The following is a 16475-nucleotide window of genomic DNA, read 5'->3' on the forward strand; positions in this document are numbered from 1 at the left end:
ATGAGGCCAACCATGACCAGCGAGTCTCCAGTCAGTAAATCTACGGCTGATATTTTGGTGGTTGATGATGATCCCTTTATGCTTAAGTTGTTGCAGCGTATCCTGTCTGTGCAAGGCTACTCTCGTATCACCACCTGCCTTAGCGGGCGGGCAGCGCTGGACTTCATTGATGGCGGACCTCGTCACCCGGCGCTGATCTTCCTTGATTTAAATATGCCGGAAATGGACGGCATCGAGTTTGTGCGTCATCTGGTACAACGACATTTTTCCGGTAATCTGATTCTGATCAGCGGTGAAGACTTACGGATGTTGAGCACCGCACAACGCTTGGTCGAGGCACACCAGATTGCGATAGTCGGCCACTTGCAAAAACCCCTTACTCCCGAATCCATTGCCACCATGCTGGCCAGTTGGGAACCTTCGCTCGAACAGGTTCCCCTGATAAAAAAACAATACACAGCCGCCGAATTGCAGCAGGCGATTGAACAGGGTCAATTGGTGAATTATTACCAACCTAAGGTAGCGCTCAATAACGGTCGTGTGGCCGGTTTGGAAGTCTTGGTGCGCTGGCATCATCCTGCTGATGGTGTCGTGATGCCGGATACCTTTATTGTGTTAGCCGAAGACAATCAATTAATTGATACCCTGGCACACAAGGTCTTGGACCAAGCACTGAAACAGCATGTCCAGTGGGCTCAACAAGGCATAAACCTGCCCTTGGCGGTTAATATTTCCATGGAAAATCTGGCTTCTCTGGATTTTGCCGACAGCTTCAGTGCGCAGGTTATTACTGCCGGATTATTACCGAAAGACGTCACACTGGAAATCACCGAAAGCCGTGCGATGAAAGATCCGGCGGTCACCCTCGACACATTAACGCGCTTGCGATTGAAGCGATTTATCTTATCCATTGATGATTTCGGTACGGGCCATTCTTCATTGGCCCAACTGCGCGATATTCCCTTTGATGAATTCAAGATTGATAAAAGTTTTGTCAATGGTGCCTGGGCGGACAAGCGAATCAAAGTCATGTTCGACACTAGCCTTAACCTCGCACAACAACTCAATATGCAAGTGGTGGCGGAAGGTGTTGAAAGCCAGCGCGATTGGGATTTTGTGCGGCAAACTCCCTGTGATTATGCGCAAGGTTATTTTATTGCAAAGCCTATGCGTGCAGAAAACTTGCCCGAATGGATCGCGGAATGGAATGAAAGAGTAAGGCGTGAATTATTTCCCGAAACCGCAACCAATGCGAGCAAGGCGCCGGATAAAACCAAAGGCACTGTACTGGTTGTGGAAGATCATGAATTTCAGCGTCGCATTCAAAGCAAGATTTTGCGTGAGGAGGGTTACACCATTGTATCTGCTGCTAACGCGGTGGAGGCGATGAAGGTATTACGTAACCTGCGGCCCTTGTTAATTCTGCTGGACATTGATCTGCCTGACCTGGATGGGTTGCAGTTGACCCGGCGGTTGCGCTCCACCACTATCTTCAGAACCACACCGGTAGTGATAGTGTCGGGCGTTAACGATAAAGCCACTATTGAAAAAAGCCGGTCGGCAGGTGCCACGATGTTTCTGGCGAAACCCTTTGACCGTAAAGCTCTGATCGATAAAGTCCAGGCAGCGCTTGCTGTAGTGAATAAAAGCTAAAGAATCTGTTTGTGAAGGTTGCCAAGGCTGGACATTAATTTGGATGCTATTTTATCAACCATCTTGCCGCTGTCGAATAATACAAGCAGGCGTTGATTGCACTCACTGATGGCATTGTCAAAGACCAGTCGCGTGCTGTCAGGTATCTCCAACGTCTCCATGGAGCGTTTCAGTTCTTCGCTTAAATTATTGACAATACGACGGCTCTCTTCAGACTGGTAAGCGTATTGAATATCCAGTTGTTGTAATTGCTTTTTCGTATCCGCTACCCAGACATCCAGCTTGCGCGACTGCTTTTGCAACTGATTGTTGGCTTCTTTGTAATCAATCTGTCCGCTGATGATACTGACAATATTGCTCAGGGTATTTTCCAGTTGCAGCTGTTCATCATCGTCGTCCGGCGGATTGCGCAGTAATATATGTGCATTGGGGCGCGCAAACAAAATACCTTCATTCAGGTAAGCCACAGCGGCAACATTGCCGGGTTGACGTAACAGCTTTTGTTCGGAGGGCGTGAATTTGTTGCCTGTGTAATACTCCGCATTGCCTGCCTGGGATTGCAGATAAAAGCCTGCGGTAATGTTCAGGTCCTTGATGGCTTTGATGAGTAACTTGGATAAATCTTCCAGGGTTTGTGTGGAGAGAGCTTCCACCGCCAGGCGATTGATGATGCTGGTTTGAGTGTGCTGCTTGATGGTGTGTTGCAACTTGCTCGAAATACTTTCCAGCTCCCGATTCAATTTTTCTACCTCTTCCAGGGGCTTGCTTTGCTGGGTATCCGGGTGCACACTTTGTTGCAGCTGCTCATGCAGTAGGTCAACCTCGCTCTCAAGGGTTTCTATACAGTACTCGCACTCTTTGATCAGGCGTTCAAGCCGTTCAATATCTTTACTCTTATCTTTTTTCTCCTCCTCATCGGTCGTTTCATGCATAGATTTACGCAATGAACGCAGTTCCTTTTCAAGGTCAATAATAATGCTGCGTTGGTTCTGGTTGTTGGTACGCAACTGCTCAATCTCGGCGTAGGTACGCTTGTGACCGCCCCCGCTGATCCAGTCATTCGGTAATTCGGCCTTGGGCTCAGCATCGGGAACACCGCTGTGGATGATTGTCAGGGTTTCTTCGGTAGGTGCGCCCGCTGTGGACTCTTTCGCATCCTGGGGTAAGGGGTGAACTAACATCTCCTTGCCGGGGGCATATTTATTAAAAGGTGTGACAGGTTTAGCCTCAACAACAATTGCTGGCCGCTTCATGCTGTCTTTGGCTGCCTTTAATTCTTTTTGCAGGTTGGTAATGTGGTGATCAGACTTGACCAAATCAAGCTCAAGCGCGCGGATAGAATCGCTCATCTTTTGTCGCTGACTATCATTCAGGTCGGTATAAGCAAAGGGCAGTTCATCTACCATTTTGCGCACCAATGAATATTTCCGCTCCGAAATATCGGCAATATTATCCAGTTGGCTGACACTGTTTTGGTAGCTCTGGTATGGTGGGGTCCAATGATTGTCTTGATCAATCGGTTGTAGCGCGTCCCGTATCTTTTGGTCAACGTCCCCACCTTTGTAAGCATTAGCCATTTGTAACGCCTGGATAATGTTGTGCATTTTCGCCAAGGTTTGCTTGCTTTCGCGTTCATACTCCGTCAAATGTTCATAGCGAGCTTCGGCTGCCGCCAATTTTCTTTGCAAACGCTCATTCTCCTTCTCAAACGGTTGCAAGGCATCAATTTTTTCCTGTAATAGGCGAATGCGATTGTTGGGTAAAGGTTTGGACAGTTTCTTCGGTGTTGTCACCCAGCGGGCAATGTCAGCTAATTGCTTTTCAAATTGCATCCAATGCTCTTCACGCACTGTCTTTTGTTTGCGAACTTCGGCTTCAGCTTTGTTGAAAAAATATCGCAGTGCCGCAACCTTGGCGCTGAAAGGTAATTCGGGGGAGAGACGGGGCAGGTTGGCTTGGGCTGTTTTACGGTAACGTACCAGGGAATCGTTTGTTGCCTCGTTCAGGAATCGATCTACCGGGTCATCAGCGGCGGGTGTGCCAACATCCAGTTCGCTCAATTCGCCCATATGAAAGACAGAATGATTATGTTGGCGCAGCTTGCGATATTCCTCCAACAGGAATTGATGCCGCTGCCGTTGTTTACGGATGAGAAGGCCCATCAACACGGTGATCACCGAAAGCAGAAAGATGATCTCACCCATGATTAATGTGGCGAATGGCAAGGAATCGAACATAACAGCTTTCATCCATTAAAAATTGTCAGCTCAAGTATAGCCCCAGTCTACCTGCCGGGAAGTGAAATCTGAAAAACGCTTTAGGCGACGGGCTATACAAAAATTATTGTAATAAGTAGGCGCAATAACTTGCCATTGCGGAATTAGCGTACTTGTAATAACCGAAATACGATCCACCGGATGATTAGCTTGCGTTTTGGCCTATCTTCTCTATATTCCATCGGTTAATAGTTCGGGAAACCAAAGGAACAGGGTGGATGAGTAAGATAAAGCCGGATTGGAAAGAATATTTCAATGTTGTATCAGACAAACCTCACCGAAAAATTTTAGAAAGTGCAGTGTTACACAATACCTCTGGCCTTAAGATTGCGATCGATTGCGGCTGTGGGGTGGGTGCAGATGCAGGATATTTGCTTGAACAGGGCTATGAGGTTATTGCTTTTGACAAGGAAGAAAAAGCGATAGACATCTGTCGTTACAGGTTTGCCGATAAGCCAGGATTTAGCGCTTCCGTTTGTTTGATGGAAGACTTTGCGTTCAAAAATGCGGGCCTGATCCTGGCAAGCAACAGCCTGTTTTTTTGCCAGCCGAATCGCTTTGATAAGACGATAATCAACATGCTATCCAGTGTGGTACCCGGCGGAATTTTTATAGGTGACTTTGTGGGGCCTAAAGATTCCTGGGTACACAGTCCGCATCATTCGGTTCACCAGGTTACAAGAGAATCTCTAGGCTCGATATTTTCTGATTTCGATGTGCTTGAACTATATGAGCGAGATGAGCTTGCCAAAACAGCGCTGGGAACTATGAAACACTGGCATACTTTTACGGTAGTCGCAAAAAGGCAAAAATAAATTATCAATCCAACCGCTTCTTAAACCGCTTGGCTGCCGCAAACAAACCCAATACCGTAAAACCCGCGAGCCACAATAAATCAGGCAACAGATCCATTAACATGGCGCCGCGCAAGACGATGCCGCGAATAACGCGAATAAAATGCGTAGCCGGAAGGATCTCGGCAATCCATTGTGCCACGGTGGGCATGCCTTCATAGGGAAACATAAAACCGGATAATAAAATCGACGGAATTAAAATAAACACCGTGAGTTGCATCGCTTGCAGTTGGGTTTTTGCCACAGTGGAAATCAACATGCCCAGTGTGAGGCTCGCACTGATAAATAACAAAACGGCAATAAATAATTGATCGATCCGGCCGTTGATCGGCACATCAAAAATCAGATAACCCAGACCGAGAATAATCGAAAGCTGAATCAAACCGACAAATACATAGGGCACAATCTTGCCGACCATCAACTCCATGGGTTTTACCGGTGTGGTGATTAATAATTCCAGGTTGCCCCGTTCCCGTTCGCGCACCAGTGCGGCGGAGGTGAACATAATCATTGTCATGGTAAGGATAACGCCGACCAGGCCGGGCACAATATTTACTGCTGCCCGCCGTTGCGGGTTGTATAGCAGACTCATGGTGAAGGTGTTTTTGGGGGCTTCAACGGCGGGAATCAGCGGTGTGCTTAACGGCATGGCTTGTAGACCCAGCAGCGCATTGCTCACCATGGTATCGGAACCGTCGACCAACCATTGCGCAAGAGGGCGTTGGTCTTGCATGCGTTGCGGTAAATCAGCAGGAATAATTAATACCGCGCGCACTTTGCCTTGGGTGATGGCATCGGCGGCGAGTTGTGGTGTTGAGTAGACAGTTTCAATTTTTACAACTTGCGTGGCAGCCACGTCGGCTACCAATATTCGCCCCAGTTCGCTATGGCTTTGGTCAACAACGGCAACCGGCAGGTTGCGCACATTGGTGTTGATGGCGTAACCGAAGAGTAATAATTGAATCAACGGAATCATCACAATCATGCCGAAAGTCGGTCGGTCCCGCGAGAGTTGGCGCAGCTCCTTGAACATAATGGCAGAAATACGCTGCCAGCTTTTGAACCATCCTGAAGATGTCATTGGCGACGTCCCTCTCCGGTGCAGTGGACAAAAACGTCTTCAAGGCTGGGGCGCACCAGGTGAATTTCTCGCCCGGCCGCTAGCGGTGCGTGTACCTGTTTAAACCAGACATCCGGTTCGGTCACGGTGTCGCGAATCAGAACCCGTAAATGGGTTCCTTGTTGTGCGGCGGAGACCACTTCCGGAATATCGGTTAACTGTTGTTTTAATTGACGCAGGTCAGCGCCGTCAATTTCTATCACCTGCGCGCCCAACTCTCGCATCAGTGTTGCCGGCGCGCCATCGGCGCGCTTTATCCCCGCTTCCAGGATGGCCAGGCCATGACAACGTTCTGCTTCGTCCATGTAATGTGTCGACACCAGGATAGTGGCGCCTTGATCGCACAGATCAAATAATTTTTCCCAAAAATCGCGCCGGTTTTCCGGGTCCACGGCGGACGTGGGTTCATCAAGAATTAATAATTCCGGTTGATGCAGGGTTGCTGCTGCCAGGGCGAGCCGTTGACGTTGACCGCCGCTGAGACTGCCAGCCAAACGATGACGCCGCTGATCAAGGCCATACTCCGCTAATTGCGCCGCGATACGCGCTTTGGTAGCACGGGTGTCGAGGTTATAAATCTGCGCCATAAAGCGCAGGTTTTCTTCCACACTTAAGTCTTCATAGAGCGAAAATTTCTGGGTCATGTAGCCGATACGCAGGCGCAAGGATTCGGCGTTGTCGGGAATGGCCATGCCCAACACCTGCACACTGCCGCTAGTCGGTGTAAGCAGTCCGGTAATTAATCGCATACTGGTGGATTTGCCGCAGCCGTTGGGGCCGAGAAAACCATAAATAGTGCCGGTGGTAATGGTGAGGTCAAGGTTATCCACCGCCGTAAAATCGCCGAAGCGCCGGGTGAGTCCGCGGGTTTCAATCGCGATATGGTGGGATGCCGTAGTCAGGCGCATCCGTATTACTCCGGCAGTTCAACTTGTGCCGGTACGCCGTTGGGCAAATCTTTGGCGGCGGCGGACAATTGAATTTCTGCCAGGTAAACCAGGCGCGCGCGGTCGGCGGCGTTGAGCGCGTAGTAGGGGGTAAAGGCGGCATCCTGGGCGATCCAGCGAATAGTGCCAGGTAGTGGTTCGGCTACTCCGTCTACTGAGACATTCAGGGTTTGACCAACGCGCAATTTGACGCGATAAGGTTCGGGAATATACACCCGTGCGTAGGGCGCTTCGCCGGCGAGTACGATGGCCAGGGCATCACCGACGTTAGCGCGTTCACCGAGATACTTCGGCAAACGATCCAGCCGGCCAGCGCGTGTAGCGCGAATGCTGAGTTCTTGCAGATTATGTTGCTCCAGTTGCAGCACTGCGCGGGCTTCCGCCAGTACTGCCTCGGCTTGTTGAAGATCTTCTTCGCGCGCACCATTGGTGAGTAATAACAAACCTTCATTGGCGCGTTCCAGTGCGGCCTGCGCGGAATCGCGTTGAGCGCGGGCGCGATCCAGATCGGCCTGGCCGGCCAATTGGCGGGACACAAGCACCTCGGCGCGCTCAAAGGTTTTTTGCGCCTCGACCAATTGTGCTTTGGCGCCGCTGACCTGCGCGCGGGCACTGGCAATATCTTCAGCGCGCGCGCCGTGCTGCAATTTGGTCAGCGTGGCTGCCGCATTGGCCACCTGCGCCTCGGCCCGCGCGACCAGCGCGCGTTGACGGGTATCATCGAGCTGGACCAGTAAATCTCCTTCCTGCACATCTTCACCTTCAGTGCGGGGCAGGGCGACGACAATTTCTGCCGCTGTTGCCTTCAACACCACCCGATCCCGTTCCAGCGTGCCGAGTGCCTGCGGCGGCTCATTACCCAGACAGGCTGACAGCAGCAGAGCAACAATCAGCCAGCTCATCATGACGTAGCGTTGTAGAACCATGAGTGGCATTCCCTAGGGCGAGAGGAGCAACAACTTAACAACAAACCTTACGAAAAATCCAGCCGCGTATTCTGCTGTTAACACATGTAAACAATGGAGTATTGATGTGGCCCTTGTTTTTTGAGCGCAAGTTGCGCAGGATCGCTTCCCTAAACAGGATCGTCTCCCTGAAATTTACTACGAGGATTTCCTATGTTGGAAACGGCGCTTTCGTCACTGTCCGGTTTGCCGGCCTTTTTGATTTATTTTGTGTTGGCTATTGCCCTGTTGTTTATGTTCACCCTGATGTATACCTGGATCACGCCGCACAATGAGCTGGAATTGATTCGCGCCAATAATGCGGCAGCGGCCATCGCCTTCGGCGGTGCGCTGGTTGGCTTCGCATTGCCCTTGTCTAGTGCTATCAGTAACTCATTGTCGCTGCTCGACTGCGCTATCTGGGGATTGGTTGCCTTGGTTGTACAGGTTCTGACGTTTCTGGTTTTACGTATGCTGCTCAAACAATTGCCGGAACGCATTGCCCAAGGTGAAACTGCGGCGGGCATCTTTGCGGCTGCCAGCGCAATCGCCGTGGGCATACTGAACGCCGCATGCATGACTTATTGAGGAGCTTGAGATGAAACGCAGTAAAAAAGTGGCCTTGATGTTGATGGTACCCACAACCACCATGATGCTCGCCAGTTGTGGAGAAGATCCCAAAGAAGCTGTCGTGTTTAGCTCCCCGGAAGAATGCGCGTCTATGGTGACCAGCACCTCGGCGGACCAATGTTATGCAGACTACCGCGCGGCGCAGGCCCTGCATCCCCAGGTCGCGCCCAAGTACCTGAACAAAAGCGAATGCGAGAACGATTTTGGTTCAGGGCAGTGTGAACAGGCACCGCAGCAACACGCTGGCGGTTCCTTTTTTATGCCGATGATGATGGGTTATATGGCCGGGCAAATGTTTAACCGCCAGGGCGGCGCCATGCCCAACCAACCGCAGCAGGAAGAACGCACAGCCGCCGGAACCGGTGGCGCTGCCGCAGGTGCTGCAACCAATGCGCGCAGTGGTGTGCGCACCCAACCGCTGTATAAATCCCGCGATGATCGCGGCACTTTCCGCACCGCCACCAACACACCGGTAGCACGGCAGACCGGACCGGTGATGGTGCGCCCATCACAAGTACAACCGCGCGCAGGACAGTTCGCACAACGCGGCGGGTTTGGCGCACAAGCGGCGGCACGCAACTCTTACGGCGGTTGACGCATGAAACGTGTGGATACCGCAGAGCGGCCGCAATGGCGCGACTATGCCGAAAGTGTGGGATTTGCATTTCACACCTTCGATGGTGAACCCTATTGGGACGAAACCGCCTACTATCAATTTAGCTTGCAACAAATCGAAGACGACCTGGAAGCACCCACCGAAGAATTGCACGAGATGGCCATGGAGTTGGTGGATGAAATCGTGCGCGACGCGGAGAAATTACGCCAGCTGGCTATCCCGGAATCATTCTGGAACCATATCTACAACGGCTGGACCAACGGCGAACCGCATCTATACGGGCGCATGGATCTGGTTTACAACGGCACAGGTCCGGCAAAATTACTTGAGCTTAATTACGATACGCCGACATCACTTTTTGAAACCGGATTTTTTCAATGGGTATGGCTGGAAGAAAAAATCCAGCGCGGTGAATTGCCGAGCGGCGCGGACCAATTCAATTCGCTGCAAGATAAACTGGAAGAAGCCTTTCGTTCACTTTCATTACCACAACCCTTTTATTTTTCCAGCGTCAGTGAAAATATCGAAGACAAAGGCACCGTCGACTACCTGATGGACATCGCGCGCCAAGCCGGTATGGACACGCGCTACATCGCCATCGAAAACATCGGCGAACACGACGGCCAATTCGTTGACCTGGAAGGCTACCCCATCAACGGCCTATTCAAGCTATACCCCTGGGAATTCATGGTCCACGAAGACTTCGGCAAAGCCATCCGCACCTCCAACACCCTGTGGCTCGAACCGAGCTGGAAGATGCTCTTATCCAACAAAGGCATCCTGCCTCTGCTATGGCAAAAATACCCCGACCATCCCAACCTGCTACCAGCCTTTTTCGAAGACAACACCCAACCCCTGGACAAAGGCTGGGTACGCAAACCCTTATTCTCCCGCGAAGGCGCCAACGTTGAAATGATCACGGAACAAGGAGAAAAAATCAGCGCCGAAGGCCCCTATAACGACGGCAACTACATCCGCCAGGCACTCTGCCCACTACCGAAATTCCACGACAACCACCACCATTCAGATTGCTACACCATGATCGGCAGTTGGGTGGTAGGAGACAGCGCAGCAGGCATCGCCATACGTGAAGACAGCACACTGATTACCAAAGACAGCTCACGTTTTTTGCCGCATATTATTTTGGATTAGATATAGCTGCAGTTCACTGCTATGGGAGTTTGGCGTTAGGTGTTTTGTGTTTCGAAACCCTCAAGTCATGGATGACTTGCGGGAGCTACACGGACGTATGCATGCGTTTTCGAAACACAAAACACCTAATGACAAACGGTCTACGAAGCGACTTTCCGTGAATATCGAGGCCGCCAACCACTGGAAATCAACACCCCACCCAACACCAACACCATCCCCACAATCTGCAACGGCAAAGGCACCGTCCCCAACGCAAGATTCACCAACAAGGTAAACACCGGAACCAGATTAAACGCAATCGTCGCACGCTCCGGCCCCAACGCATACACACCCCGCAACCAAAAAATATAAGCAAACACCGCCCCAAACGTCGCCATATACACCAAAATAATATGCGTACTAACACTCAACGACGGAATCGTTGTTAACGGCTCCTCAATCACCAAGGCCGCAAGGATCAAAGCCACCGCCCCAATGCTTACTGTCCAGCGCGCAAACTGCAACGGCGGAACATGACCCGCAAATTTTTTGGAGCCAACGCTGTAGAGACTCCAGACCAGACAAGCGAACATCATCCACGCATCGCCGATAGCAATATGTAACAAACCAAAATTTCCGCCGGTAATTACCAGGCTTACACCCACAAAAGCAATGATAATACCGAGATACTGAAAGCCGCGAATTTTTACCGGCAACAGCCAGGCGGAAAATAACAACGACACCATGGGAGACAATGCCATAATCAACGCAGCATTCAACGCAGACGTCGAGTGCAACGCGGTAAAGAACGCATAATTAAAACCAAACACACCGATAACGCCGAGAGCCAATAGCACCAGCATATCCCTGGGCTGCAATTGCGATTCGGCCTTGCCCTGAAATAACCGGATGAGCAAAAAACCCAGCAGCGCGATAGCGAAACGTTCGGCGGCAGCGGTAAGCGCCGTGACCTCGTCAGCTATCGCATGACCCGCATTAAAATTGCTGCCCCAGAAAAACGTACTGGCTACCACCATCAACCATATCAGCGGGCGGGAATTTGTCATGAAGGACTAACCCTTTAATGAGTAAAAGAAATCAACACACAAGGCAGGCGTTTACAGGTCGCGTACCACACGGCAAGGGTTACCCATGGCGACCACGCCAGCCGGGATTGAGCGTGTCACAATACTGCCTGCACCAATCACGCTTTTCTCTCCGATCGTTACACCGGGCATGACCTGGGTATACCCACCAAGCCAACAGTCATCACCGATAGTAATCGGAGCGATGAGGACGTGTCCGGCTGCACGCTGTGTCGCATCGAGGGGATGGGTAGTGGTATACAAATGCACACCGGGACCAAACTTGACGCGTTTGCCAATGTGGATGTCCGCTGCATCCAGCATCAGGCAGTGGTGGTTAGCGTAGAAGTTTTCGCCCAAATAAATATGGCTGCCATAGTCACAATAAAAATCCGGTTCAATAAACGGATTATCGGCTTCTGCAAACAATTGCGCGTACAGTAATTGTCGCGCCTTACGTTGATCGGCGCGCAGGTTATTCAGTTGTTGGCACAAATGCTTTGCGCGTTTACGCGCAGCAAGACGTTCTGGTTCAAAAGGATTGATCAGTGTCAGTTCAGTCAAGGTAGGACCCGGCGAATAAGGCTGGATTTGTGGCGTCAAGTCTAGCAAGATATCGCCGGTCACAGAAGTTAAAAAAGGTAATCAGACAATGCATCCGGCGCAAGTTGCTGTAATTCAATGGCTTAATGACGTGGTGATCGGTTTAAACCTGTGCCCGTTTTCAGGTAAGCCGACGCGAGAGAATCGGGTACGTTTTTTTACCAGCGAGGCCACGGATGAAGAAAGCTTACTGCAAGATTTGCAGCACGAATTGGAATTGCTGGATACACGCCCGGTCGCGGAGCTTGAAACAACACTGATTATTGTGCCGGATTTGCTGCCGGATTTTTTTGATTACACGCAATTTTTGCAATGGGCGAATCAACTCCTCAAACGCATGAATTGGCAAGGGGTTTATCAAATTGCCAGTTTTCATCCCGACTACTGTTTCGCCGGAGCCGAACCGGATGACGCGGAGAATCTTACCAACCGTGCGCCTTACCCGATTCTGCATATTATCCGCGAGGCCAGCTTAACCAAGGCACTGGAATATTTTCCCGATGTAGAAGCAATTCCTGATAGTAATCGCGAGTGTGTTACGTCCTTGTCGGATGCCGAACGTCGCCAACTATTTCCCTATTTATTTCACGACTAATCTCGCGCTATTTCTGTGTAAAACAATCCATCAATGCCATCACAGCTTTGGCCTCCTCAACCGAACAGGGATTGTTGCGCTCACCGCGTAAATAGTGATTAACCTGTTCAATCATCGGTTGTTGGATATGGGTTGGGTTAGGAATGCGGAACGTCTGTTGGCCGTCGCGATTGTGCAGCTGAATCACCTGTTCACCAAAAAAGTTAATGGAAAGACTGCCTTCGGTACCGATGATTTCGCATAAATCCTGTTCCAGATGCGCTGGTATGGCATAGTGCCAGCGACCCTGGAACTCAATACCACTGTGCAAGCGTGCCCAGCCAATCACGCAATCATCTGCCGGATAGAGCCCCGCCTGGTTTGTTCCAAAACCGCGTGCGTCCATCACCGGTCCAAACCAATGAAGTAGCAAGTCCAGCTGGTGTGGTGCCAGGTCATGAAATAATCCTCCGCCGGAAATAGCCGGATTCACTCGCCAGTTTTCGTCGGTTTTGGCAATCAAATTATTGTTGGCAGAGCGCAACATATCGATACGCGCCAACAAAGGTTTGCCAATAGCACCTTGTTGAATAAGGTCAAAGAACTTTAAAAAGCAAGGCACAAAACGGCGATAGTGCGCAACGCATACCTTCAATGATGTAGCAGATTGTGCAGCGATAATATCATCGCACTCAGCTGCATTCATGGTCACAGGTTTTTCGATGTAAACATGCTTGCCGGCCGCTAATGCGGCTAACGCGTAATCCTTGTGTTGCAACGGCGGCGTAGCGATATAGACCGCATCAATATCCGGGTTGGCCAATAAGGCGCTAGCATCGTTGTACCACAACGGCACCTGATGGCGTTCTGCAAAATCCCTGGCTTTATCTGAATCGCGCCGCATGACTGCGAGCAGTTGTGAATCCGGGTTCTTATAAAATCCCGGCCCGCTTTTTACTTCGGTTACATTGCCGGCGCCGATAATGCCCCAGCGAATAGTTTTTTTATCCATACGTCAGCGCTGCTCCACAAGGGTAATCTGGTCTGCAGTAATTAAAATTTTCCGCTGTTTATACAGCGTACTCAGGGCATTTTTATACTTACCTTTGCTGACTTGATACTGACGGTAGATAGCGTCGGGTTCGCTTTTATCTGTCAAAGAAGACACACCGTTATGGGCGGCTAAAAATTGGAGAATTTTTTCTGCCAATTCATCCTTTCCCTTTTCTGTGTGCTGCTGAAGGCTGACATCAATCTTGCGGTCCGGGCGGATATTTTTGATGTAGCCTCGCAATTGTTCGCCATAGATCAGGGTGCGAAATGCATCATCCCGAAAAATCAGGCCCAGATGTGTATGGTTAATAACGGCTTTAAAACCCATGTCACTGCGCCCGCAAATCAGCAGGTCTACCGCTTGATGAACTTTCAAACCATCCGCGCGTTCGTCCAGATGATGGCTTAACCTGGATGAAGCCGTGATGCGGTTGGTATAGCTGTCGAGAAACACCGTCACCACATAGGAGCGGCCGACTTCCATTGGTTTGTGTTGTTCGTTGTAGGGGACCAGGAGATCTTTGGGTAGACCCCAATCAAGGAAGGCGCCCACGGCATTCACTTCTTTTACTTGCAAGTGCGCACACTGACCTACCATCACCTTGGGCGTCAGCGTCGTGGCAATGATGCAATCTTCGGAGTCGAGGTAGATAAAAACATCCAGTTCGTCGCCCACCTTGACCGATTCAGGCAGGTAGCGGCGAGGCAGCAGTATGTTGCCAAACTCCCCGCCCGCCAACAGCATACCGGCATCAATGGGTTTCACCGCTTGCAAGCGGTTCATCTGACCAATCTTGACCATAAATCCAGCCTTTTATATCGCATGAAAGGTGGCTAGTTTAGGCGGTTAACCCGTCGGTGGCCAGTCGGTATGTTGAAGGGAATAGAGGGAAGATGAGAATAAAAAAAGCCGCATATCAGAATGCGGCTTAAACGGACTTACACACACTTAAATCGTTTGGATTAGTAAGGCATTACCTCGATAAACTCACTGTAGACGCCATTGACATCAATGGTTGCAATGTAAAATTCATAAGAGCCTGACAGGTTACCAAGGGAATAGCTGTCGGCAGCGCCATCATTTATTTGAACAACGGTGAACTTGGTATCGGTAACTTTTTTGTACTTGATTTCGTAACCACCAATTTCATCTAACTCAAGATAAGCACCATTTTCACGTTCAGTTGGTACATACCAATCCAGTGTCAGACCACCAGTGTTTGATCCAGTCGAACTGGAGGATTGGCTGGAGCTTGACACACTGCTTGAACTGCGAACACTGGACGACGAGCTGGAGCTGCTTGAAACACTGGATGATGATGAGCTGCTCACGCTGGATGAACTTTTCACACTTGAGCTTGATGAACTCGAAGAGCTTGGAGCTCCAGCGGATTGATAGCCGAACACTTCAAATTCCCACAGTGAATAACCCCACTCGGTTGCTCTTTTAATGCCGTTCATGCGGATGTAGCGCCCGGTTCCATTCAGGTTCAGGTTGTCGATACCACCGTCGCCATTGGTTGTTGAATAGATGGTTGTCCAGCTATTTTTGTCGTTGGATGTTTGAATCTGATAGCTTTTCCCATAAGCACCTTCCCAATGTAATTTTGCTCCGGTAATTGTATGGGATGAGCCTAAATCTATAGCGATCCAATTGTTGTCTGCATGATTGCTTGACCAGCGTGTTGAAGTATTTCCGTCAAGCACGAGCGCAGGAGCGTAATCTGCACCAACATAAGTGGATGCTGTCGCGGTTTTCTTGTAAGAAATCTTGGTTGGCTTTTGGGTGTAGGTGGTGCCGTAAACTTCCATCTCCCACAGAGAGTAACCCCATTCGGTGGCTCGTTTGGTGCCGTTCATACGAACATATCGGGCAACAGCGGATAGGTTTACGTCATCCACTCCACCATTGCCATTTGTGGTTGTATAGACCGTTGTCCAGTTGCTGTTATCAAGAGAAACCTGTAACTGGTAACCTTTCGCGTAGGCGGTTTCCCAATTGAGTTTCACTTTATTGAGCGTATAGGTACCGCCGAGATCAACGGAGATCCAGTTGCTATCGGAGAAAGAACTGGCCCAGCGGCTGTATGAGTTACCATCCAGCGCTTTGCTCGGTCCGTGGCTGGCGCTTTCGCTGCTGGAAGCAAGTGTGGGCTTATTTAATGCCAGATTAGTATCGGCAACAGCCGAAAACGAAATCAATGAAGTAGCGAGTGATGCTGCATAAAGAAAGTAACGAGCGGTAGTTGATGAAAATGTCATATCTGCCTCAGGAGTTATCGAAAAACTCGCTAATTCCTGATGACAAGACCCCATCAAATATCAATAGGCATACCTGTGCGGACTGATGCTATCAACCAGGAACGAGCGAAAAAATGAATAGAAAATTTTGAAAGTAACCCTGAGCTATTCATTCATTCGACTCCATTCACCCGCGAAATAGCATCTTGAAAAAACGATGTGTACAGCAAAAAAATTTCCGTGAAAGTTGTGGCGAATCCTCTGACTCACCGGCATCCCTTGACGAATAGATTAACAGGTCGCAGCTGTTGGTCAATTAGCGTTCAGGAGCGGTGATAGGTGAGTTGGCTGAGGAGGCCTATTGACATTGCAAGAAAAATTGATCTACGAAGGGCTTGCTGTTTATTTATAACTTCGCGCGCGAAGGTTGACAAAAAATACGCGAATTGCTTCTCAAAAGCGCTCTGTGAAACGAGAATATTTTGCCAATTGGCGTCGTTTTTTTCACTTAAGGATTGGGGTTAGGTGAGAGTGGGAGGCGTGGTTTTCGCGACCAACTGATGATGTGGCGCATCGATTAGCAATAACCAAAAGTCATTAGAAGGTAGCTGGTTATTTTTCATAACGATTATGAGAAATCGAGCCGTTTATTTGGTGATGCAGATCTTAAACTAAAAATCACTAAGATTATTTTTATATAGCGAGATTCTGTTTATAAGTAAACGGTTTAAAAATGTTGAATAATGGC

General features: G+C 49.8%; 15 protein-coding genes. 6 read left to right on the plus strand and 9 right to left on the minus strand.

Annotated elements, in window-relative coordinates:
- The first annotated feature begins 12 nt into the window (after positions 1 to 12).
- Positions 13 to 1653, plus strand: coding sequence for an EAL domain-containing protein (locus tag CBR65_RS20520; protein WP_087468590.1), 1641 nt, complete (start codon positions 13 to 15; stop codon positions 1651 to 1653).
- On the opposite strand, the gene CBR65_RS20525 is transcribed toward CBR65_RS20520, so the two are convergent.
- The gene (locus tag CBR65_RS20525) at positions 1650 to 3890 is read right to left on the minus strand and encodes a hypothetical protein (RefSeq protein WP_087468591.1); all 2241 of its coding nucleotides are present in this window, start codon (positions 3888 to 3890) and stop codon (positions 1650 to 1652) included. The genes CBR65_RS20520 and CBR65_RS20525 overlap by 4 nt on opposite strands.
- Before the next feature lie 257 nt (positions 3891 to 4147).
- On the opposite strand from CBR65_RS20525, the gene CBR65_RS20530 reads away from it, so the two are divergent.
- Positions 4148 to 4744 carry a bifunctional 2-polyprenyl-6-hydroxyphenol methylase/3-demethylubiquinol 3-O-methyltransferase UbiG gene (locus tag CBR65_RS20530; RefSeq protein ID WP_087468592.1) on the plus strand — a complete coding sequence of 199 codons (597 nt, stop codon included), beginning with the start codon at positions 4148 to 4150 and terminating at the stop codon, positions 4742 to 4744.
- A gap of 4 nt (positions 4745 to 4748) precedes the next feature.
- Here the strand turns inward: CBR65_RS20530 and CBR65_RS20535 are convergent, their stop codons facing one another.
- From CBR65_RS20535 to CBR65_RS20545, 3 genes are read right to left on the minus strand one after another with little or no spacing between them, the layout of a single operon-like run.
- Positions 4749 to 5864, minus strand: coding sequence for an ABC transporter permease (locus CBR65_RS20535; RefSeq protein WP_087468593.1), 1116 nt, complete (start codon positions 5862 to 5864; stop codon positions 4749 to 4751).
- On the minus strand, positions 5861 to 6811 hold the full coding sequence (locus tag CBR65_RS20540) for an ABC transporter ATP-binding protein (RefSeq protein WP_087468594.1): 951 nt from the start codon (positions 6809 to 6811) through the stop codon (positions 5861 to 5863). Before CBR65_RS20540 ends, CBR65_RS20535 begins: the two co-directional genes overlap by 4 nt.
- A 5-nt stretch (positions 6812 to 6816) precedes the next feature.
- A complete protein-coding gene (locus CBR65_RS20545) occupies positions 6817 to 7776 on the minus strand; it encodes an HlyD family secretion protein (protein WP_087468595.1) in 960 nt (319 codons plus the stop codon).
- A gap of 192 nt (positions 7777 to 7968) precedes the next feature.
- Between CBR65_RS20545 and CBR65_RS20550 the strand changes: the two genes are divergently transcribed.
- From CBR65_RS20550 to CBR65_RS20560, 3 genes are read left to right on the plus strand one after another with little or no spacing between them, the layout of a single operon-like run.
- On the plus strand, positions 7969 to 8382 hold the full coding sequence (locus CBR65_RS20550; protein ID WP_087468596.1) for a DUF350 domain-containing protein: 414 nt from the start codon (positions 7969 to 7971) through the stop codon (positions 8380 to 8382).
- Between the two features lie 10 nt (positions 8383 to 8392).
- A complete protein-coding gene (locus CBR65_RS20555) occupies positions 8393 to 9019 on the plus strand; it encodes a DUF1190 domain-containing protein (RefSeq protein ID WP_198300827.1) in 627 nt (208 codons plus the stop codon).
- Between the two features lie 3 nt (positions 9020 to 9022).
- Positions 9023 to 10192, plus strand: a complete 1170-nt coding sequence (locus CBR65_RS20560) for a glutathionylspermidine synthase family protein (RefSeq protein ID WP_087468598.1) — start codon at positions 9023 to 9025, stop codon at positions 10190 to 10192.
- Between the two features lie 140 nt (positions 10193 to 10332).
- Here the strand turns inward: CBR65_RS20560 and CBR65_RS20565 are convergent, their stop codons facing one another.
- Both CBR65_RS20565 and CBR65_RS20570 read right to left on the minus strand, forming a co-directional pair.
- A complete protein-coding gene (locus CBR65_RS20565) occupies positions 10333 to 11238 on the minus strand; it encodes a DMT family transporter (RefSeq protein WP_087468599.1) in 906 nt (301 codons plus the stop codon).
- 51 nt (positions 11239 to 11289) lie between these two features.
- Complete coding sequence (locus CBR65_RS20570) at positions 11290 to 11868, minus strand: sugar O-acetyltransferase (RefSeq protein ID WP_232461263.1); 579 nt, start codon at positions 11866 to 11868, stop codon at positions 11290 to 11292.
- A 40-nt stretch (positions 11869 to 11908) separates the two neighbouring features.
- On the opposite strand from CBR65_RS20570, the gene CBR65_RS20575 reads away from it, so the two are divergent.
- Positions 11909 to 12454: a DUF1415 domain-containing protein gene (locus CBR65_RS20575; RefSeq protein ID WP_087468600.1), complete on the plus strand. Its 546-nt coding sequence runs from the start codon at positions 11909 to 11911 to the stop codon at positions 12452 to 12454.
- A 7-nt stretch (positions 12455 to 12461) separates the two neighbouring features.
- Here the strand turns inward: CBR65_RS20575 and CBR65_RS20580 are convergent, their stop codons facing one another.
- The 3 genes from CBR65_RS20580 to CBR65_RS20590 form a co-directional block, all read right to left on the minus strand.
- Positions 12462 to 13445, minus strand: a complete 984-nt coding sequence (locus CBR65_RS20580) for a Gfo/Idh/MocA family protein (protein WP_087468601.1) — start codon at positions 13443 to 13445, stop codon at positions 12462 to 12464.
- Positions 13446 to 13448: 3 nt separating this feature from the next.
- On the minus strand, positions 13449 to 14288 hold the full coding sequence (locus CBR65_RS20585) for a S1 RNA-binding domain-containing protein (RefSeq protein ID WP_087468602.1): 840 nt from the start codon (positions 14286 to 14288) through the stop codon (positions 13449 to 13451).
- Between the two features lie 161 nt (positions 14289 to 14449).
- Complete coding sequence (locus tag CBR65_RS20590; protein ID WP_198300828.1) at positions 14450 to 15748, minus strand: discoidin domain-containing protein; 1299 nt, start codon at positions 15746 to 15748, stop codon at positions 14450 to 14452.
- Positions 15749 to 16475: the final 727 nt, after the last annotated feature.

Origin of the sequence: Cellvibrio sp. PSBB006 (assembly GCF_002162135.1) — a bacterium.
GTDB lineage: Bacteria > Pseudomonadota > Gammaproteobacteria > Pseudomonadales > Cellvibrionaceae > Cellvibrio.